This window comes from Sphingomonas sp. CCH21-G11 (assembly GCF_001555965.1).
Lineage (GTDB): Bacteria > Pseudomonadota > Alphaproteobacteria > Sphingomonadales > Sphingomonadaceae > Sphingomonas.
The window spans coordinates 102,223-122,022 of sequence record NZ_LSHX01000054.1; the positions used below are offsets into that span (position 1 = coordinate 102,223).

Here is a 19,800-nt window from a genome sequence, read left to right on the forward strand (position 1 = left end):
GCGATATGGGGTCGCGATGCGCGCGATGCCACTATGTCCGCGTCGCCGTCCGCCCCATATAGCGCCCGTGGATCAATCGCTTCCCCCCGCACTGGCCGGCTGGTTCGCGGCAAAGGGCTGGACGCCGCGCCGGCATCAGCTCGACATGCTCACCGCCGCGCGCGCGGGCGATCATGCGCTGCTGGTCGCGCCGACCGGTGCGGGCAAGACGCTGGCGGGCTTCCTGCCGACGCTGTGCGAGCTGATCGAGCGGCCGGCCGAGGGTTTGCACACGCTCTATGTCTCGCCGCTGAAGGCGCTGGCGGTCGATGTCCAGCGCAACCTGCTGACCCCGATCGAAGAAATGGGGCTCGACATCCGCGTGGAGACGCGCACCGGCGACACGCCGTCGGATCGCAAGGCGCGGCAGCGCGCGCGGCCGCCCCAGATCCTGCTTACCACGCCCGAATCGCTCAGCCTGCTGATTTCCTATCCCGATGCCGCACCGCTTTTCGCCGGGTTGCGGACGATCGTGATCGACGAGGTCCATGCCTTTGCCACCGGCAAGCGCGGCGACCTGCTCGCGCTGGCGATGAGCCGGCTGCAGGCGCTCGCGCCCGCGCTGCGCCGGGTCGCGCTGTCCGCGACGGTCGCCGATGCCGACGGCTACCGCGCCTGGCTCGCCCCCGATGGCGATATCGACCGCGTGACGAAGGTGCTGGGGGAAGCGGGTGCCGCACCGGTGATCCACATCGCCCTGCCGCAGGACCGGGTCCCGTGGTCGGGCCATTCGGGCCGCTATGCCGCGCCGCAGGTGATGGCGGAGATCGAGACGCACCGGACCACGCTCGTTTTCTGCAACACGCGCGGGCTCGCCGAACTGATCTTCCAGGATTTGTGGAAGGCCAATGAGCTCAAGCTGCCGATCGGCATCCACCACGGCAGCCTGGCGCGCGAGGCGCGGCGCAAGGTCGAGCAGGCGATGGCCGACGGCAAGCTGCGTGCGCTGGTCGCGACCGCCAGCCTCGATCTCGGCGTCGACTGGGGCGATGTCGATTGCGTGATTCAGATGGGCGCGCCCAAGGGCTCGTCGCGCCTCCTGCAGCGTATCGGGCGCGCCAACCACCGGCTGGACGAACCGTCGGAGGCGATCCTGGTGCCGGGCAACCGGTTCGAATATCTCGAGGCACGCGCCGCGCTCGACGCGGTGGAAGCGGGCGAGCTCGACCCCGACATGTTCCGCCCCGGCAGCCTCGACGTGCTCGCCCAGCACCTGATGGCGTGCGCATGCGCGGAACCGTTCGCGGCGGACGCGATGCTGCGCGAGGTCCAGTCGGCACTGCCCTATTCGGCGCTCGATGCGGCAACCTTCGACCGGGTGCTCGGCTTCATCGCGGATGGCGGCTATGCGCTGAAGGCCTATGACCGCTTCAAGCGGCTGACACGCGGCCCCGACGGGCTGTGGCGGGTCAGCCACCCCAAGTTCGTTGCGCAACATCGCCTGAATGCCGGCATTATCGTCGACGCCCCGACGCTCGACGTCAGGTTCAGGAACGGGCGCAAGCTGGGCACGGTCGAGGAATATTTCGCGGCCACGCTGTCACCCGGTGACACCTTTTTCTTCTCGGGCATCAGCCTGGAGGTCGAGCGGATGGACACGACCGACCTGGTGGTGCGTGCCACCCACCGGCCGGCGCGCATCCCGACCTATGTCGGCGCGCGGATGCCGCTGTCGACCAATCTCGCGCGGCGGGTGCGCCACTTCCTGCACGATCCCGCCGAATGGGCGCGCTTTCCCCACGATGTCCGCGAATGGCTGGAGGTACAGCAGCGCCGGTCGCGCCTGCCCGCCCCCGGGCAGCTGCTGGTCGAAACCTTCCCCCGCGAGGGGCGGCACTACATGGTCGCCTACAGCTTTGAAGGGTGGAACGCGCACCAGTCGCTCGGCATGCTGGTGACGCGGCGGATGGAGGCGCTGGGGCTGAAGCCGATCGGCTTCGTGTCCAACGATTACGCCCTGGCGTGCTACGGGCTGGAGCCGGTCACTGATCCCGCCGCCTTGTTCTCCCCGGACATTCTGGAACATGAGTTCGTCGAATGGGTGCAGGGATCGGCGCTGCTCAAGCGCGCGTTCCGCGAAGTCGCGGTGATCGGCGGGCTGGTCGAGCGGCAATTGCCGGGCAAGCGCAAGACCGGCAAGCAGGTGACCTTCTCGACCGACCTGATCTACGACGTGCTGCGCCGTTATGAGCCCGGGCATCTGCTGCTCGAGGCGGCCTGGGCGGATGCGCGGGCGCGAATGACCGATGTCGGGCGCCTTGCGGACCTGCTCGACCGCGCCGCCGACACGATGCTGCACGTCGATCTCGACCGGGTCAGCCCGCTCGCCGTGCCGGTGCTGGTGCTGATCGGGCGGGAAAGCGTGGCGCAGGCCAGCGTCGACGACGCGTTGCTGGTTGAGGCCGAAGCCCTGGCGACCGAGGCCATGCGCCTCGACTGACCGTGACGATCGTCGATTGCCGGGATGCCGGGTCGGGTATATGCTGCGTCCATGTTGCGGGGTCCATCACTGCTCGGTTTCGCGGCGCTGATCGCCGCCGCGCCGCTGCTCGCACGCTCGGACGTCCCGCAACAGCTGCCAACGCTCCCGCCCGCATCGCCGATCGACCCGGCGATCGATCCGGCAACCTCGATGGGATCGGTCGAGTTCGCGCATGTCGACAGCCGGATGACCGTGCCCGTATCGGTGTCGGGCAAGGGTCCGTTTCCCTTCTTCGTCGACACCGGGGCCGAACGCACGGTCATCTCGCGCCAGCTCGCCGAACAGCTTGGTCTGCCCGCCGGGCCGCGGGTCAATCTGACCGCGCTCGGCGGCACATCGAGCGTCGCGACGGTCGTCATTCCCGAGCTTGAGGTGACGCCGCTCGCCGCCAGCCGCAATATCGCGGCTCCGGCGCTGGAGGCGCAGCATCTGGGCGGATCGGGGCTGCTCGGCGTCGACGCGCTCGACGGCCGCGCGGTGACCATCGACTTCGACCGTGGCGAGATGCGGGTCCGCAAGGCCGAGGTCGCCCGTGCGCCGCGGCCCAAGCCGGACGAGATCATCGTCACCGCGCGCAACAAGTTCGGCCAGCTGATCGTCACCAACGCGGCCTATCGCGAGCGGCGCATTCGCGTGATCGTCGATACGGGGGCGGCGGTCAGCGTCGGCAATCTGGCGCTGTATCGCCAGGTCGCGCGCACGCGCGTCGCGATCGGTCCGATGTCGTTCACCAGCGTCACGGGCGAGCATCTGGAGATTCCGGCCGCCACCGTCGACGAAGTGCGCATCGGCACGATGACGATGTCGGGCCTGCCGATCGCCTTTGCCGATCTCGCCCCGTTCGAGAAGCTCGGGCTGAAGGAAGAGCCGACGCTGCTGCTCGGCATGAACGCGCTGCGCTATTTCCGGCGCGTCGATATCGACTTCTCCAATCGCCGGATCCAGTTCCTGCTGCCGCGCTATCGCGCGCGACCTTCGTCGCTGCCGATCACCTATGACGCGCAGCCGTCGCGGATCTGACGCGCGCGCGGCGTTGCGTTTTCGCGATTGTCGGAACGCCGCCGGCGGGGCATAGCGGAGCCATGGTTCCCTTTTCGTTCGCTGGACACGCCCTGGTCGCGGGTGCCGATGGTGCGCTGTTCTGGCCGCAGCGCCGCGCGCTGCTCGTCGCCGATCTGCATTTTGAAAAGGCAAGCTGGTTTGCCGGGCATGGCCAGATGCTGCCCCCCTATGACAGCCTGGCAACGCTCGCCGCGCTCGAGGCGGCAGTGGCGCGGACGGGGGCGGTCGTGCTTTATTGCCTGGGCGACAGCTTTCATGACGCGGCCGGCAGCACGCGGCTGTGCGATGAAGCGCGCGCGCGGCTACGGGCGCTGACCGCCCGGGTCGACTGGCATTGGGTGACCGGCAACCATGATGCCGGGCTTGGCGATGCACTGGGCGGGCGGATCGTCGCCGAGGCGCGGGTCGACGGGCTGGTGCTGCGCCACGAAGCCGAGCCGGGGGAGGCCCAGCCCGAACTGTCGGGGCATTTCCATCCCAAGTTCCGGGTGACGGTGCGCGGACGCAGCGTCGCGCGGCGCTGCTTCGTCGCGACCCCGACCAAGCTGATCCTGCCGGCGTTCGGCGCACTGACCGGTGGGCTCGATGCGCGCCATCCCGAAATCTGTCGCGCAGTCGGCGGTCAGGCCGAGGCGCTGGTCGCGCTCGAGGACCGTCTGCTGCGCTTCCCGCTCGCCGCCTGACGGCGACCGCGATCAGCTGCCGCAGCGCGCCTCGCCCGACCCGATCTTGCTGACCGAACAGCGCGCCGCCGGGCCCAGATCGACATCGCCCGATCCGAGCAGCGCGACCTTCGCATCGCCGACGACCGCCGCGGCGACGTTGCCCGATCCGGCGATCGACACGTCGGCGCTGCTCGCCTTCAGCGCTCTGGCCTGGACATCGCCCGACCCGGCAAGCTCGACGGTCAGCGAGCGGACCTCCCCCGACGCGGCGATGCTGCCCGATCCGGCAATCGACAGGCGCGCCTTGTCCCCGCGGATCATGCCGATCGTCATGTCGCCGCTCCCCGCGATCGCGCCGGCGAAGTCGTTGGCGACGCGGTCGACGGTCATATCGCCCGATCCGGCGATGGAGCCGGCACGCAGCACCGGCATCGAAATCGCGATGCGCGCCGCGCCGTCTTCGCTGTTCCAGCGAAAGCTGCCGTCGCGCTTGCGCGTGACGACGAGCTGTCCGTCCTCGAGCATGATCTTGAGCTGGTCGAGGATCTTCGGATCGCCGCTCGCGCGGACGCTGAACTCGCCGCCGGTCGTGATCTCGACATCGTCGACGCCGGCCAGCTCGACGCGGTCGAAGCCGGTGGCGGCAAAGCTGCGCTCGGCGCCGCTGCCGCTCGCCGCGATGGCGGGACGATTGTCGACGGCGGCGCGACGCTCGCCATCATCGCCGTTGCACGCCGCCAGCGGCAGTAGGATGATGAGACCAGACCAGTGCATATCGCCCTCCTGTGTATTGCAATACTAATACACTATTTGCGTGGGCGATCAACGCAAAAAGGGCGGGGGCGACCGATACCGCCGCCCCCGCCCGGGATTTTGCCGACTTGTGCCGCGGTCAGGCCGCGACCTTGTCCTTGTTATGGATCGCCGCGGCCTTGCGCAGGATGTCGAGAATCTTCTCGAGCGCGCCCGGCTCGTCGAGCTCCTCCATCGCGGCCAGCTCGCGCGCCAGCCGGCTGGCGGCGGCTTCGAAGATCTGGCGCTCGGAATAGCTCTGCTCGGGCTGGTCGTCCGCGCGGAACAGGTCGCGGACCACTTCGGCGATCGACACCAGGTCGCCGGAATTGATCTTCGCCTCATATTCCTGCGCGCGGCGCGACCACATCGTCCGCTTGACCCGCGGCTTGCCCTTCAACGTGTCAAGCGCTTCCTTCAGCGTCTTGTCCGACGACAATTTGCGCATCCCGACGCTTTCCGCCTTGTTGGTCGGCACGCGGAGCGTCATCCGCTCCTTCTCGAAGCGCAGCACGTAGAGTTCGAGCTGCATGCCCGCGATTTCCTGTTTCTGCAGCTCAATGACACGGCCCACTCCGTGCTTGGGGTAAACGACATAATCGCCGACATCGAAGGACAGCGCCTTGACAGCCATGTGTGTGAAGCCTTTCCGTGAACAGACACCCGTGCGGCCAGACGAAACATCACGCCAGCGGGTGGCGGAGCCATTCGGGCCGGGGCAATTTCCAATCGTCTCCGGGCGACGCGGTCAATGACGACCGCATCGCGAGCCTTTTAACATAGTCGTAATAAAATTGCCAGCGTCTGTTGCGCGGCACCATGCGCAACGGCGCCGTGCCGGCGAGGCAGGACGCCGGGCATCCCGGCGCGCCGCGTCGCGATCGCGCGACGCCGTTCCGCCCTGATCAGTCGCCCGCGCCGGGTTCCGGGCTGAAATACTTCTCGAACTTGCCTTCCTGGCCCTTGTACTCGTCGGCGTCAGGGGGCGTCTGCCCGCGGTTGCTCGTCACGTTGGGCCATTGCGCCGAAAAGGTGGTGTTGACCTCAAGCCACTTTTCAAGCCCGCTTTCGGTGTCCGGCAGGATGGCTTCGGCCGGGCATTCGGGCTCGCACACGCCACAATCGATGCATTCGCTGGGATTGATGACCAGCATGTTCTCGCCCTCGTAGAAACAGTCTACCGGGCAAACCTCGACGCAGTCCATGTATTTGCAGCGGATGCAGGCGTCGGTGACGACGTAGGTCATGGGGCATTGGGCTCCAGCGAAGGGGTCGCCCTCCTGCTATGCGCGGGACTCGGCGGCGTCAATTGCCTTCGCCGACCCCGTCGACAGCTCCTCGTACAGTGCCGCCGCTTCTCCCGGTGGACCCCTGCGGGTCGGCAGCGCGGCGACGCGCAGCACGCGTACCCGGCCATGCTGTGGAAAGGCGATGATGCACCCCGCGCGCACCGGTGCGTGCGAGCGGTCGATACGCCGGCCGTCGATGCGCAGCGTTCCCGCCTCGGCAATGGTCTGGGCGGTGCTGCGCGACCGGGTCAGCCGCGCGAACCACAAAAAGCGGTCCAGCCGCATCGTCGGCTCAGTCATGTTGCCGCTTCCGTCGGTGCGCAGGCACCCGCGCGGGGACGGGTGCAAGGTCGGCCAGCGCGGCAAAGGCATTGCCGGGCCGCGGCGCAACCGACGTCGCGCGCGGACGCTGGCGACCCTGCCAGCGCCATTGTTGGGCCGGGGGTGCCTCCCCCGCGCCGGTCGCAACGGGCACCGGGCGAAAACCGAGCGTGGTCAGCAGTCGCGCGATCGTCGGCGGAGTCAACCCGATCGAGGTCGCCAGCGCCAGGTCGGCAGCAAAGGGCTGGCGTCCGTCGCGCGCACCGTGCAGCGCGAGGGCAAGACGCTCGACCATGTCGATCCGCACCGCCTGGTCGCCGAAGCGGCGAAAGCCATGGCCGGGACGCGCGGCGGGATGGTCGCCCGGCAGCACGGTGGCCCCCGCCGGCGCGATCGCGTCGCCCGGGTCGTCGCGGCCGGACTCGCGTGCCGCCAGCAGCGCCAGGCGCCAGCGCGCAGCCGCGGGCTTGAGCAGGCGCGCGTCGAACAGGTCGATCGCGCCGAACGTCACGCCCGCGCGCCGCAGCCGTCGCCGCCCGGCCGCATCGAGTTGTGCGACGGCATCCGCCACCATGTCGCGCGCGACAAAGCCCGCCCCGTCGTCGAGCGCGGCGGCGATGCTGCGCTCGGCGGGCGTGGCTTCGGGATCGCCCAGGATGGCGGCGAGCGCTTCAAACAACGGCGTATGGCGCTTGAGCATGGCTGCGAGCCACGTCCGCAGCCGCACCGTGATCGCGGAGCGGGCGGGCGCGGCCAGCGTGTCGAGCGCGCGGTCGAGCCGCAATTGCGGCGCGCCGATCCGCTTGCCGGGACCAAGCATCGCGACCGGCGCGCCGTGCCAGCCGATCGCAGGCGCACCGCCGGGCACGGCCTGGAGCGCGAAGGCGTCATCGGTCGCGGCGGCCAGCGCCTCGGCACGACGCTGAAGCTCGCGCCCCAACCGCTTTTCGGCCGCCGATAGCAGCATGCGCTTGTCGGCGGCGCGCGCGTCCGGTGCGACGACGAAGCGGAACCCGTCCAGCCGTCCGATCGGCTGGTCCTCGACGCTGACCGCACCGTCGGGACCGACCGTGACAGGCAACGCGCCCGCGTCCGCGCCGATCTGGCGCAGCAGCACGGTGGTGCGGCGATCGACGAACCGCTGGGTCAGCCGGTCGTGCAGCGTGTCGGACAGCCGCGTTTCGACCGCGCGGGTACGCTCGGCCCAATACGCCGGATCGGCCAGCCAGTCGGCGCGGTGCGCGATATAGGCCCAGCTGCGTGCCGCCGCGATGCGGCCGGCGATCGTCTCGACATCGCCGTTCAGATGGTCGAGCCGCGCGATTTCCTCGGCGAACCATTCGTGCGGGACGTGCCCGCGCCCCTCGCTCAGGTGGCGGAACACCCGGCCGACGAAACGCGCATGCGGATCCGCTCCCAGCTTGCGGAAATCGGGCAGGCTGCACGCCGCCCAGAGTCGCGCGACCATCGCGGGCGACCGCACCCGCACGCGCACCCAATCCTCCTCCGCCAGTCGTTTCAGCACGGCCAGGTCGATCGCCTGCGGCGCGGCGCGCAGCACGCCGGCTGGCGGCCGCGCTTCGAGGCTCTCGATCAGCGCATCGATGCTGGCAAGGTCGGGGGCGCCGTCGCGCCAATAGAGATGCTCGAGCCGGGGGATTTCATGCGCCTCGATCGCCAGCACCTCCTCCGGCCGGAACGCGGCCGGACCTTCCTCGTGCAATGCGCCAAAGGTGCCGTCGCGCTGGTGCCGGCCGGCGCGCCCCGCAATCTGGGCCATTTCGGCGACGGTCAGACGGCGCTGCCGGTGCCCGTCGAACTTGGTCATGCTGGCAAAGGCGACATGGGCGACGTCCATGTTGAGCCCCATGCCGATCGCGTCGGTGGCGACGAGGTAATCGACCTCGCCTGCCTGAAACATCGCGACCTGCGCATTGCGGGTCCGCGGCGACAGCGCCCCCATCACCACCGCCGCGCCGCCGCGCAGCCGGCGGATCGCCTCCGCAACCGCATAGACTTCCTCGGCGGAGAAGGCGACGATCGCGCTGCGCCGTGGCAGCCGCGACAATTTGCGCGCGCCGGCATAGCTGAGCGTCGAAAAGCGCGGGCGGCCGATGATTTCGGCCTCGGGCACCAGCGCCTTCAGCATCGGGCGCAGCGCGTCCGATCCCAGGATCATCGTCTCGTCGCGCCCGCGTGCGCGAAGCAGCCGGTCGGTGAACACGTGCCCGCGCTCCGGGTCGGCACCCAGCTGCGCCTCGTCGATCGCGACGAAGCCCAGCTCGCGCTCCAGCGGCATGCTCTCGGCGGTGCACAGGAACCATCGCGCATCGGGCGGGACGATCTTTTCCTCGCCGGTAATCAGCGCCACCCGGCCGGCACCCTTGATCGCGACGACGCGCTCATAGACCTCGCGCGCGAGCAGGCGCAGCGGAAAGCCGATCATCCCGCTCGAATGGCCGCACAGCCGCTCGATCGCGAGGTGCGTCTTGCCGGTATTGGTCGGGCCCAGCACCGCGGTGACCGGGCGTTGCGCAAACTCGCTCATCGCCCGACCAACATCGTCGCGCCGGGGCGGGGGCGCAAGCGGGAAGGCGCGTTCTTTGTCGCGTCTGGAGCCGCATCGACACCGTTCATCGGCGGACCGCCACGATTCGGCGCAACGCGACCGGGTGGCGAAGCGGGTTAATTTGACTTCAACCTGTTTGTTCCACAGGAAAACGGGAAGTCGATCCAAATCAAACCGGATCGGCAGGGGAGCGGGGCGCATTGTTTCTGCGCGGTGAAATCGGGTTGGACCAGGCCGGCGGGACCAGTGCGCGTTCCACCGACCGCGCGACCTCGGCTGCCGGGACCCCCGCCGCCCCCGCCACGGCGATCGACCGACTGCGCGCGCGCTTCCCGGATTTTGAGCTGGTCCCAGATCTCGGCAGCGATATCGGCAGCCGGGTGTGGCTGCGCGGTGTTGCGACCTGTGCGGGATTGCTGACTTTCGTGGCGCTGCTCTCGCCAGGGATCGAGCCCGTTTATGGTGCGGTGACGCCTGTCGTCAGCGACGCGTCGCTCGATGAAGTGCGCAGCCTGTCGATCAGCCCGCTCGGCCTGGGCGCGACGACGGGGATGCGCCTGGGCGCGACCGCGCGTGTCGCGCCGCTCACCGATACGCCCGAACGGCCGATCATCGAACTGGCCGCCACGCTGGCACAGGGCACCGCGTTCGAACGCGTACTCACCCGGTCGGGTGTCGGCAGCGACGATGCCGAGCGCGCCGCCGCGCTGGTCGCCAATGCGGTCGGCCTGGGCGAGATCGCGCCGGGGACGCGGCTCAACCTGACGCTCGGCCGGCGCGCGGCCAAGACCGAGCCGCGCCCGCTCGAAAAGCTCGCCTTTCGCGCCCGCTTCGATCTGGCGCTCGAGCTCAAGCGTGCGGCGACGGGGCTTGCGCTCAACGAAATTCCGATCGCGATCGACCGGACGCCGCTGCGTATCCGCGGGACGGTCGGCAGCAGCCTCTATCGGTCGGCCCGTGCCGCCGGCGCGCCTGCGAAGGCGGTGGAAGCCTATATCCGGTCGCTGGCGACCCGCGTCCCGATCGGTCGGGTCGGTTCGGACGACGAATTCGACATCATCATCGAACAGGCGCGCGCCGAAACCGGCGAGGTCCAGCTGGGCAAGCTGCTGTTCGCCGGGCTCGATCAGGGCAAGCGCGAAATCCAGCTCGTCCGCTGGGAACAGAATGGCCGGACCGAATGGTTCGACGCCAAGGGGGTCGGTGAGCGGCGCGGGCTGATGAACCGCCCGGTGCCCGGCCGGGTGACCTCGGGCTTCGGCTATCGCCGCCACCCGGTGCTCGGCTATCAGCGGCTGCACAAGGGGCTCGACCTCGCCGCGCCGCACGGCACGCCGATCCGCGCTGCCGATGACGGCGTGGTGGCGATGGCCGGATGGAACGGCGGCTATGGCAAGTTCGTCAAGCTCAGCCATGGCGGCGGCATGGCGACCGGCTATGGCCATATGAGCCGCATCGCGGTGACCGCCGGCGAGCGCGTGCGCGCGGGCGAGGTGATCGGCTATGTCGGCTCGACCGGCCTGTCGACCGGTCCCCACCTGCATTACGAGCTGTGGAAGAACGGCGGCGCGGTCAACCCGTCCAGCGTGTCCTTCTCGACCGTGCTCCAGCTGGGTGGGGAGGAGCTTCGCCGCTTCAAGGCGCAGCTGAATCGGCTGATGGCGGTGCCGGCGGCGGGCACGACCGCGTCGCGCGCCACCGCCGCGTCGAAGGTCACGGCGAGCGTGCAGGACCCGGCGGCGCGACCGCGCGGTTGAGGCACTCGGTCCGCACGGCGACGGACCGTTTCATCTGAAGGGTGGGAGCGGGACGGCGCGGCGCGCGGGAGGCGAGCGCGCGATCCCGATCCGTTATTTCCCCTGCGAGCGCCAGCGCCGGACGGTGCGTTCGATCGCCTGTTCCTCGCCGCCGGACTTGCGCCACAGCTCGGTGAACACCGGGTCGCTCGATGCCGGCCGCTTATGCTCCTCCAGCGTGTCGAGATTGACGCGGATCGGCGTCGATACGCCCTCGCCACAGATCACGCACTCGCGATTGCGAAGCGCGGGGATCGAATCGAGGAAGCCGCGCGAGCCTTCCGGCATCGCAGCGCGGACGAATGCCTGGTCGCGATCGTTGTTGAGGCGCATCGTGATGATCGTGCCGCACTGCGACAGCACGCCTTCGGCCAGGTCCGACGGCCGCTGGGTGATGAGGCCAAGCGAGACGCCGTATTTGCGGCCTTCCTTGGCGATGCGGCTGAGGATGCGGCCGACCGACGATGCGTCCGCGTTGCGCTCGTTGGGGACATAGCGGTGCGCTTCCTCGCAGATCAGCAGCACCGGCTGCTTTTCCTCGTCGCGCGACCAGATCGCGAAGTCGAACACCAGTCGCGCCAGCACCGACACCACGACCGACGTGATTTCGGACGGCACGCCCGACACGTCGATGATCGAAATCGGCTTGCCGTCGCTCGGCATGCGGAACATGCGGGCAAGGAACGTCGTCATGTTGTCAGCGACCAGCATGCCCGAGAACATGAAGGCGAAGCGCGGATCGCTGCGGACTTCCTCGACCTTGGTCTTCAGGCGCAGATAGGGGGCAGTGTCGCCCGCGCGGTCCATCTTGCCCATTTCCTGCTGCAGGATGTTGGTCAGGTCAGACAGCAGATAGGGGATCGGCGCGTCGACGGTCAGCTTGGTGATCTCCTGTGCGGCGCGGCTCTTCGCCTTGGCCGCCAGCAGGCACTTCGCCAGGATGTCCGTGTCGATCAGGCGCTGGTCGCCCTGCGACGTCAACAGCACCTCGCAATGTTCCTCGAAATTCATCAGCCAATAGGGCATTTGCAGGTTCGACACGTCGAACAGCTCGCCCGAATGCTTGAACGCGGCGCCATATTCGCCGTGCGGGTCGATCATCACGACATGGCCCTGCGGTGCAAGCTGGCAGATGCGGTGCAGGATCAGTGCGGCGCTGGTCGACTTGCCGGTACCGGTCGATCCCAAGAGCGCGAAATGCTTGCCGAGCAGCGCATCGACATAAAGCGCCGCGCGGATGTTGCGCGTCGGATAGACGCTGCCGATTTCGATATGCGGGCGATCGTCGGCGGAATAGATCTGCTTCATGTCGGCGGCCGACACCGGGTAGACATTGGCTCCCGGCAGCGGATAGCGGGTGACGCCACGACGGAACCGATAGAGCTTTCCGGTGAGCTTTTCCTCGTCCGCTTCGCCCAGATAGTCGATCTGTGCGACGATCATGCCGTCGATGCGGTCGTCGAAGCGTACCGAACGGATGCTGGCGACCAGCCAGCTGCTGCCGACGCGGATCTTGATCTGGCTGCCGATCTGGCCCGCCATCGCGATCGCGGTGTCCGCATGGCCGGCCAACGCTTCGAGCGCGGTGCGATCCAGCCCCACCTGGCTGTTGGCGCCCGTGATATTGGTCACCACGCCGATCGGGAGCGCGGCGACGTCGCCGCCGATCACGCCCGTGCCGACCGACTCTGCGTGGTCGAACGCCTTTGCACCCTCAAACTCTGCCATGGCCGCTCCCCGGATCTCCACCGGCGGTGATGCCACCAAATCCTGAAGAAGTGGTTCGCGCCCGATCAGAGACGACGCCAGATCGCCCCCGCGCCCCAGCCCATCGCCAGCGACAGCAACACCGCCGACAGCCCGTAGAGCACCGAGCTGTTCTGAGCCGCCGCGGCCACGAAGCGTTCGAACCCCGATTTGCGGATGTTGATTTCGCGCACCGCCGCCGCCAGCACCCGCCCGTCGCGGATCAGGAAGGTCTCCGCGGTGAAGCGCCCGACGGGTACGCGCGCGGGGATGGCGATGCGCGCGCGGTAGAGCACGTCGTCGGTGATCTCGACCGCGCTTGGCGCCTCATAATACAGGCCAGCGCGCCGGCGCAGGTCGACGAGCCCCGCGGTGAAACGTGCCTGTTCCTCGGTGCTGGTGGCACCGATCGGGGACAATTGCAGGCTGTCGAGGCCGAGTTCGTAGATGGCACGGGTGCGATCGTCGACCAGTTCGCGGATCGGCCGGGACGATGCGATGGCGTAGAAGGAGGGGGCCGATCGCCAGCGCACCTGGTCGGCGTTGACCCAGATGCCGGCGACCTTCTCCTTTTCGCGCATCCGCACCGACTGGGCCGGTCCCTTGACCACCACCACGATGTCGGCGGGGGTGTCGCCACTCGGCACGCGCCCGCCGGGGTAGAGGATCGCGCCGAACAGCAGGAGCTCCGCGCCGGTGAAGCTGTAGATGATCTCGATGTCGCGCTGCGACACGTCGGGGACGAGCACCGGCTTGGTCGTCGCCATCAGCATCGGTGCCAGCAGCGCGGCGGCGAGGGCGGGGCGGAGGCGCATCAGGCGAGCTCGACCGTGAAGATCTCGTCCGGGCGCCAGGCGAGACCGAGCAGCATCCGGGTTGCGACGGCGAGCACCATCAGCGCCAGCGCAAGCCGGAGATATTCGGGCTTCACACGCTGCGCGAACCGCACGCCGATCTGCGCGCCGCTCACCGATCCGATCAGCAACAGCCCGGCCAGCACGATGTCGACCGCCCGGGTGGTCAGGGCGTGCACCATCGTCGCCGCCGCGGTGACGAACAGGATCTGGAACAGCGACGTGCCGACGACCACGCGGGTCGCCATGCCGAGCAGATACAGCATGGCCGGCACCAGGAAAAAGCCGCCGCCGACGCCCAGCAGCATCGTCAGCACGCCGGTCAGCAACCCCAGGATCAGCGGTGCGAGCGGCGAGATGTACAGGCCGGATCGATAGAAGCGCCAGCGCATCGGCAGGGCGGCGACGATCGGGTGATGCCGCCGACGGCGTGCGGGCACCGGCGCGCCCGTCCGGCTCGCGCGAATGCTGACGATCGCCTCGCGAAGCATCAGCCCGCCGATCGATCCCAGCATCAGGACATAGAGGATGGCGATGACCGTATCGATCTGCCCCGACGATTGCAGTAGCCGGAACAGTCCCGCCCCCAGCAGCGATCCGACGATGCCGCCCACGACCAGGACGGAGCCCATGGTCAGGTCGACGCCGTCGCGGCGCAGATGCGCGAAGACCCCCGACACGCTTGCCCCCGTCACCTGCGATGCCGCCGACGCGGCGGCGACCGTCGGGGGGATGCCATAGAAAATGAGCAGCGGCGTGGTCAGAAAGCCGCCGCCGACCCCGAACATGCCCGACAGGAACCCGACGCCGCCGCCCAGCAGGATGATGACCAGCGCGTTGACCGACAGGTTGGCGATCGGGAGGTAAAGGTCCATGGGCGGGACGGCATTCCGGTTGGTGGCGTGGGCGGCGTGCGCTCGCCATAGCGCGCGCGCGGATCGGGTGCCACCGTCGGAAGTGACGTCAGAAATCGGTGCCGATCGAGAGCGCTGGCCCCGAATCGGGCCGGGCGCCGCCGGCCACGCGCTCGCGCCAGTCGATCGCGACGCGGAACCGCTGGCCGGCGATCGGCAATGTCGCACTGAGCGCCGGGCCGACATCGACGCGATGGGCGTCGCGTTGCGCGCTCGCCCACAGCCCGGCACCGACCTCGAATCGCGTCCCGCGCGCGCTGGCCACCGGCCGAGCGACGCGGGCGCCGCCCTCGACATAGGGTTCGAGCCGCGCGCGTGCGACCGCGCCCGCCTGGCCAAAGCCTTCCAGGTCGAAGCCCAGGCCGATGTCGGTCGGGCCGACGCCTGCCACCGCGCCGACGCCGGGGCCGCCGCTGATGCTGTCGTCCAGGGGTATGCGCTGCTCCGCCACCAGCCGGATCGGACTGGCCCGGGGCTGCCATTCGAGCGCGACCATCGCCTCACGCCCGCGCGACGCGAGCGGGATCGCTGCGCCCGCGGCGGCGCTCAACCCTTCGTCGTCGAGCCGGTAACGGACGCGCCCGCCGGCCTGCGCCCCGCCCAGTTGGCCGGCACCCGCGGCGGCCGGTACGCCGTTGCTCCGCGCGAACAGCCATGCGCTGCCCGACCAGCGCGGATCGCCGGCCGCGGGCGCGCGCAGCCGCGGCGCATCGGCGAAATAGCGGTCGACCAGCTGGGTGCTGCTCGCCACGTGGACCGCCGCCAGCATCGCCAGCTGGACGCGTTCCGCCCTGACCGCGCGGCCGGGCTCGCGCACGTCGATCAGCCGCGTCCCGATCGCTGCACGGTGATGGCCGGGGTGTTCCGACGCGCGCGGCGTCGAACCGGCCGCGCGCAGGCGGGCCATTGCCGCCGCCAGCGCGGGTGTCATGCGCACACCGCCGCCCTCCATCGGGAGCGGTGCGGGCAGCGCGATCGCCGACCGGCCCGCCCCTGCCATCGGGTGCGTTATCGGCCCGACCACGCGCGCGTCCGGCGCATCCTGGTCGAACCAGACAAAGGCCGCGCGCGACATCGCCCACAGGCTGAGCAGGATCGCGGCAAAGCGCAGCGGCCGTCCGACGTCGCCAGACATCATGCGGTCAGCCGAGCCGTTTCGGGAAAGCGGTGCGCGGTCTTGTCCCAGGTCAGCGCCCCGCCGCGCAGCAGCGCGACATAGCTGAACAGCGCGCGTCGGGTCGCGAGCAGCGCGATGATGTTGGCGACGATGGCGCGCGGCAGCGACCATAGCGCCTCCGTCGCGCCATAGGCATGACCGACGAAGCAGGCGCGCAACGCCAGACGCCATGCCAGCAGCACCGCGTTCGCCGCGAGCAGGCTCGACACGACGGGGCCGACGGGCGCGATCGGCCGATCGACCAATGCATGCCCCAGCACCCCGAGCGCCCAGCCGATCAGCCCCAGATAGGCCGCCGCCAGCACCAGCATCGCGACCAGCCCACGGCGGTCGCGCATGCGCATCCAGTGGTCGCCCAGCGCCGCCGGTCGCGCCCAGCCGGTGCGGTCCCAGCCGACAAGCGCGATGCCGGTCATCCACCGCGCCTTTTGCCGGACGGCGGCATCGAGCGACCCCGGGAAGAAGGCACGTACGGCGACCAGGTCGGACGCGCCCGTCGCGTTCGTGGTGCGGATGCGCGCGAAGCGCGCCGTGCCGCCCAGCCGGGCGACCGTCAGGCCAAGCTCGTAATCCTCGGTCAGGCTGCCGGCATCGAAGGGCTCGCCGTTCCGCAAAGCGGCGATCCGCGCCAGCATGTCGGTACGGATCGCGCAGCCGACCCCGGCGAACGGCAACGCCGCGCCCAGCGACTGACGCACCGGCAGATGCTTGCCATGGGCGATGGCGAATTCGTCGCAATAATGACCCGAAACCAGCCGCGATCCCTTGTCGACCAGCGGCAGTACCGGCAACTGCACCGCATCGTAGCGCCGGGTCAGCGCGTCGAACACGCGAAGCTCGTCGCGGTGCACGACATCCTCGGCATCGTGCAGGACGACCGCGTGGACGTGCCGGGATCGACGGGTGTCGGCCTGCAGCGCGTGCCAGAGCGTGTAGCGCGACAAAAATTCCCGCTGCGAACGGCTCGCAAACGACAAAAAGTCGCGACAACAATACGGTCCATTTCAGCCCCCCGACGCACTGTGCAGCCAGGTTACTGAAGGAGGGTTTATAGACGGTTGAAAGAGCGGTTTCGGACGTCGTTAAGGGGTGGGTGCCGGGGCGTCTTTGCAGCCGCTGAGCGCAGCGCGGAGCGCCTGGATTTCGTTCAGTCGTTCGTTGGCTTGAGCGCGGAGCGCGTGACCCCGCGCACCCGGCGCAATCGCCCCCCATTGCGGGTCGGTATAGCGGCGGTTGAGGCCGGGTTCCTCGGCAGGGCGATTGAGCACACAACCGACCGGCACGGGCACATAGACGTCGCGGTCGACGATGCGCTCCTTGGTCACCGTCTTGGTGCAGCCGGCGAGCGCCAGCAGCACGCTAGAAGCCATCAGCGCGTAGCGCATCCATCACCTCCTCAAGCTCCTTGAGTTCTTTCTCGCACGACTGGCGCTCGGTGCGCGTGGCGGCCTGCTTGGACCTGGCGATCACCTGGTCGCGCTGTGCCTTGGCCGACTGGTAGAGCTGCCAGTTGCGCTCGGCGACGCCCCGCGCGGCCAGGCCCTCGACCTTGAGCTGCCGGTTGGCATCCGACAGCGTCTGGATGCGTTCGCCACGCTGCCGGCTCTCCTCGCGCGCCGTGGCGCGATCGGACAGGATGCCCTTGACCGCGATGTGCAGCTCGCCCGGCTTCGGCCGCTCGGCCTCGGGGATCACGAGGATCGTGCGCTCGACGATACCCCGGAAATAGTGGTGGAGGCTGCGCTGGTTCCAACCCCAAACCGCGACCCCGATCAGTGCGACGCCAAGGCCGATCGAAAGGTATCGGAACAGGCCGGTCATGCCGGCGATCGCGCACAGCTTGCCGATCATTTCAGCACCGCCTCAAGCCGCGCCGGAAGGCTCTCCGCCGTCCGATCAGGGAGCAGGCCGGTAAGGCAGATTTCGGTGTAATAGGCCCGTCGACGGGTCAGCCCGCGCACCGCGCACAGGAACTTGCCAGGGCGGGTCTTGGAAGGCACGCAGGCCTGCCCCTGGCGACGCTGCCGGGCTGCCCCCGCTGCGTCGAAAGTCGCCTTGTTCCACGCGAGCAGCCCCCGACAGGCAGCGACGGTCTGGCCGGCATTGAAGTTGCGCCGGACGCTTGACCCGCAAAAGCCGCCGATGCCGGCATTGTAGGCCAGATCGGCAAAGGCCCTTAACTGATAGCCCTGCGCGCCTGGCGCGCACGCCAGGACGCCCTCGACATGCCGCACCGCCTCGCGCGCGTTCATTTCGTCACACTCGGCCGGCGAATAGCGGCGGTTGACCTCGATCCCATGCCCGGTGACCCCGCCGCACGCGGTGGCGATGCCGGCGATGTCGCGATAGCCGAGCAACTCATTGCCCTCCCATTTCAGGGTAGAGGCGGTGAACGCCGCCGCCGTGCCCGCGCCCATCAGCGCGACGAGGCGGGCATAATAGCCCTTCGTGCGCGCGGTGCTGGCGGGTCTGGAGGAGACGTCCATGGCCGCTGCTTTGCGCGCGGCGGCGAAGCGGGGCGGGTAGCCGCTGGCGGTGAGGCATCAGACCCACTCCACATGGCTGAGCTGCCAGCGGGTGGCGTTGGCCTCGCGTCGCTCATAGTCGCTGAAGCGGGCGAAGACCCCGTAATGGATGGCGTCGTTTCGTTCGGCCGGCAAGTCGGCATCTTCGACCACCACCAGCGGCCGGCGCGTGCCGAAGTCCCTGGCGATCCGCCACAGCCGCGCGGTCTCCGCGTCGGTCAGATCGACGAAGCTGAAACTGAAGCTCGCCTTGGTGACCCCGCTGCTGGTCCCGAAGCCGCCGCTGGGCAGGTCGGTTCGCCCGCCCGTGTCGATCAGGCCGCGCCCGCCGCCCAGCTCGCGATGCTTTTCAAACGCCAGGCCGACCGCGACGATCCCGGCGTGGAACGGTGCACCCGCCGCGTCGATCGCGATGCGCAGATATCGGGTCACCACCGGCGCGGCCAGGCGGACGAAGCAATGCTGCCAGCCTTCGCCATCGGCCGCGCGTGCCGGGGCGGCCGGGCTGATCACCACCAGGCCCAGGCCCATGCCGGTGGCCGACGAGATGGTCCAAGTGGCGGCGGCCGACAGGTCGGTATAGCCGAGATAGATGCTGTCGATCGCCGTCGCCGCGCCCAGGTCCAGGTCGATCGTGGCGGAGCCGCCGACCGTCCACACCTCGCGCGGATCGGGGGTGGCCAGATTGGCACCATCCACGCCCGCCGAGACGGCGATGGCCGCGATCGGCACCGGCGGCACGATCAGCACCCCGCTCATGTGAGCCGCCGCAGGACGGTGAGGATGGTGCGATCCACCTCGGCCAGCTCCTCGACCCCGATGACGAACACCGCGACGCCGGCGTCATAGCCGCCGCCCTTTGCCGCGATTGTCACCGCGCGGCCGAGCAGGTCGGCGCGGTTGCCCGGCACCTCGATCCGCTCGATCGATCGCGGCGCGGCCAGGAAGGCGAGCTGGCGATCCGCCTCGGCCTGCGCGTCCGCCTGGGCCGCGAGCGGCGACACGATCTCGCCCACGCGGTCGCTGCCCGCCCAGTCGATCGCAGCGCCTGGCGACCGCGTGACGAACATCGCCTCGGACTTGAGATAAGCGGCAGTGACCGCATCGACGCTCATTGATCAGGCTCCGGCGGCGGCGGGATGAGCACAGCCAGATTGACCATCTGCTCGCGGAACTGCAGCAGCTCCTCGGCACGAACGCGGGCCACTTTAATGAGGAACGGCTCCAGCTCGACATTGGCGTTCGGCGGAACCCCGGTGCCTTCGGCGGGCCGCACAAGCCCACGCCCGTTGATCTTCACAACCTGGCCTTGTTCATCGACCAAGGATGCGCTGACCATCAACGCGATGTCGCGCGGCGCAATGGCAATGCTGACGTCCATGCCCGGGTCGCGATAGGCCGGGGCATAGCGCACGCGGATAACCTCTCCGTCCTGGGTCTCATACGCCCGCTCAAAATAGGGCCGCTCTGGCGTCCACGCGGGGTGCAGCCCGGGATAATCAGGCAGGTGCGTCAATGTGACGCTATCGCCCGGCATGGCGGTCATCTGAACAACTTCGGTCATTGGTC

The 19,800-nt window shown here is 69.2% G+C and carries 20 protein-coding genes; 4 read left to right on the forward strand and 16 right to left on the reverse strand.

The features are described from left to right. The first annotated feature begins 25 nt into the window (after positions 1-25). The 3 genes from AX676_RS15130 (at position 26) to pdeM (ending at position 4,266) form a co-directional block, all read left to right on the forward strand. Positions 26-2,479, forward strand: a complete 2,454-nt coding sequence (locus tag AX676_RS15130) for a ligase-associated DNA damage response DEXH box helicase (protein ID WP_082731163.1) — start codon at positions 26-28, stop codon at positions 2,477-2,479. A 51-nt stretch (positions 2,480-2,530) separates the two neighbouring features. Further along, complete coding sequence (locus AX676_RS15135) at positions 2,531-3,541, forward strand: aspartyl protease family protein (protein ID WP_066483581.1); 1,011 nt, start codon at positions 2,531-2,533, stop codon at positions 3,539-3,541. A 62-nt stretch (positions 3,542-3,603) separates the two neighbouring features. Then, positions 3,604-4,266, forward strand: a complete 663-nt coding sequence (gene pdeM, locus AX676_RS15140) for a ligase-associated DNA damage response endonuclease PdeM (protein ID WP_066483584.1) — start codon at positions 3,604-3,606, stop codon at positions 4,264-4,266. Between the two features lie 12 nt (positions 4,267-4,278). On the opposite strand, the gene AX676_RS15145 is transcribed toward pdeM, so the two are convergent. From AX676_RS15145 to AX676_RS15165, 5 genes are all read right to left on the reverse strand, one after another. Beyond that, complete coding sequence (locus tag AX676_RS15145) at positions 4,279-5,022, reverse strand: head GIN domain-containing protein (RefSeq protein WP_066483586.1); 744 nt, start codon at positions 5,020-5,022, stop codon at positions 4,279-4,281. A 118-nt stretch (positions 5,023-5,140) separates the two neighbouring features. Next, the gene (locus AX676_RS15150; protein ID WP_066483588.1) at positions 5,141-5,674 is read right to left on the reverse strand and encodes a CarD family transcriptional regulator; all 534 of its coding nucleotides are present in this window, start codon (positions 5,672-5,674) and stop codon (positions 5,141-5,143) included. Between the two features lie 271 nt (positions 5,675-5,945). Further along, the gene (gene fdxA, locus AX676_RS15155; RefSeq protein ID WP_066483589.1) at positions 5,946-6,287 is read right to left on the reverse strand and encodes a ferredoxin FdxA; all 342 of its coding nucleotides are present in this window, start codon (positions 6,285-6,287) and stop codon (positions 5,946-5,948) included. 36 nt (positions 6,288-6,323) lie between these two features. Further along, the gene (locus AX676_RS15160; RefSeq protein ID WP_231726035.1) at positions 6,324-6,629 is read right to left on the reverse strand and encodes an RNA-binding S4 domain-containing protein; all 306 of its coding nucleotides are present in this window, start codon (positions 6,627-6,629) and stop codon (positions 6,324-6,326) included. Next, a complete protein-coding gene (locus AX676_RS15165) occupies positions 6,622-9,198 on the reverse strand; it encodes a helicase-related protein (RefSeq protein WP_066483592.1) in 2,577 nt (858 codons plus the stop codon). Before AX676_RS15165 ends, AX676_RS15160 begins: the two co-directional genes overlap by 8 nt. 221 nt (positions 9,199-9,419) lie before the next feature. On the opposite strand from AX676_RS15165, the gene AX676_RS15170 reads away from it, so the two are divergent. Continuing rightward, on the forward strand, positions 9,420-10,976 hold the full coding sequence (locus AX676_RS15170; protein ID WP_082731152.1) for a M23 family metallopeptidase: 1,557 nt from the start codon (positions 9,420-9,422) through the stop codon (positions 10,974-10,976). Between the two features lie 93 nt (positions 10,977-11,069). Here the strand turns inward: AX676_RS15170 and AX676_RS15175 are convergent, their stop codons facing one another. The 11 genes from AX676_RS15175 to AX676_RS15225 all read right to left on the reverse strand — a co-directional run bounded on the left by AX676_RS15175 (position 11,070) and on the right by AX676_RS15225 (position 19,795). Then, a complete protein-coding gene (locus AX676_RS15175; RefSeq protein ID WP_082731151.1) occupies positions 11,070-12,743 on the reverse strand; it encodes an ATP-binding protein in 1,674 nt (557 codons plus the stop codon). Positions 12,744-12,808: 65 nt separating this feature from the next. Next, positions 12,809-13,576, reverse strand: a complete 768-nt coding sequence (locus AX676_RS15180) for a TIGR02186 family protein (protein WP_066483594.1) — start codon at positions 13,574-13,576, stop codon at positions 12,809-12,811. Continuing rightward, entirely contained in the window at positions 13,576-14,490 is a 915-nt protein-coding gene (locus AX676_RS15185) for a sulfite exporter TauE/SafE family protein (RefSeq protein WP_066483595.1), read from the reverse strand. The genes AX676_RS15180 and AX676_RS15185 overlap by 1 nt, the downstream gene beginning before the upstream one ends. A gap of 88 nt (positions 14,491-14,578) precedes the next feature. After that, on the reverse strand, positions 14,579-15,667 hold the full coding sequence (locus AX676_RS17955; RefSeq protein WP_066483596.1) for a hypothetical protein: 1,089 nt from the start codon (positions 15,665-15,667) through the stop codon (positions 14,579-14,581). Continuing rightward, positions 15,664-16,650 carry a glycosyltransferase family 2 protein gene (locus AX676_RS15195; RefSeq protein WP_231726036.1) on the reverse strand — a complete coding sequence of 329 codons (987 nt, stop codon included), beginning with the start codon at positions 16,648-16,650 and terminating at the stop codon, positions 15,664-15,666. The genes AX676_RS17955 and AX676_RS15195 overlap by 4 nt, the downstream gene beginning before the upstream one ends. A gap of 138 nt (positions 16,651-16,788) precedes the next feature. After that, positions 16,789-17,091, reverse strand: coding sequence for a hypothetical protein (locus AX676_RS15200; protein WP_156437864.1), 303 nt, complete (start codon positions 17,089-17,091; stop codon positions 16,789-16,791). Beyond that, a complete protein-coding gene (locus AX676_RS15205; protein WP_066483602.1) occupies positions 17,066-17,557 on the reverse strand; it encodes a hypothetical protein in 492 nt (163 codons plus the stop codon). Before AX676_RS15205 ends, AX676_RS15200 begins: the two co-directional genes overlap by 26 nt. Continuing rightward, the gene (locus AX676_RS15210; RefSeq protein WP_066483603.1) at positions 17,554-18,192 is read right to left on the reverse strand and encodes a glycoside hydrolase family protein; all 639 of its coding nucleotides are present in this window, start codon (positions 18,190-18,192) and stop codon (positions 17,554-17,556) included. Before AX676_RS15210 ends, AX676_RS15205 begins: the two co-directional genes overlap by 4 nt. A 57-nt stretch (positions 18,193-18,249) precedes the next feature. Then, positions 18,250-18,990 (reverse strand): hypothetical protein, encoded by a 741-nt coding sequence (locus tag AX676_RS15215; protein WP_066483606.1) that lies wholly within the window; start codon positions 18,988-18,990, stop codon positions 18,250-18,252. Continuing rightward, positions 18,987-19,346: a hypothetical protein gene (locus tag AX676_RS15220; protein WP_066483608.1), complete on the reverse strand. Its 360-nt coding sequence runs from the start codon at positions 19,344-19,346 to the stop codon at positions 18,987-18,989. The genes AX676_RS15215 and AX676_RS15220 overlap by 4 nt, the downstream gene beginning before the upstream one ends. After that, entirely contained in the window at positions 19,343-19,795 is a 453-nt protein-coding gene (locus AX676_RS15225; RefSeq protein ID WP_066483611.1) for a hypothetical protein, read from the reverse strand. Before AX676_RS15225 ends, AX676_RS15220 begins: the two co-directional genes overlap by 4 nt. Between the last annotated feature and the right edge of the window lie 5 nt (positions 19,796-19,800).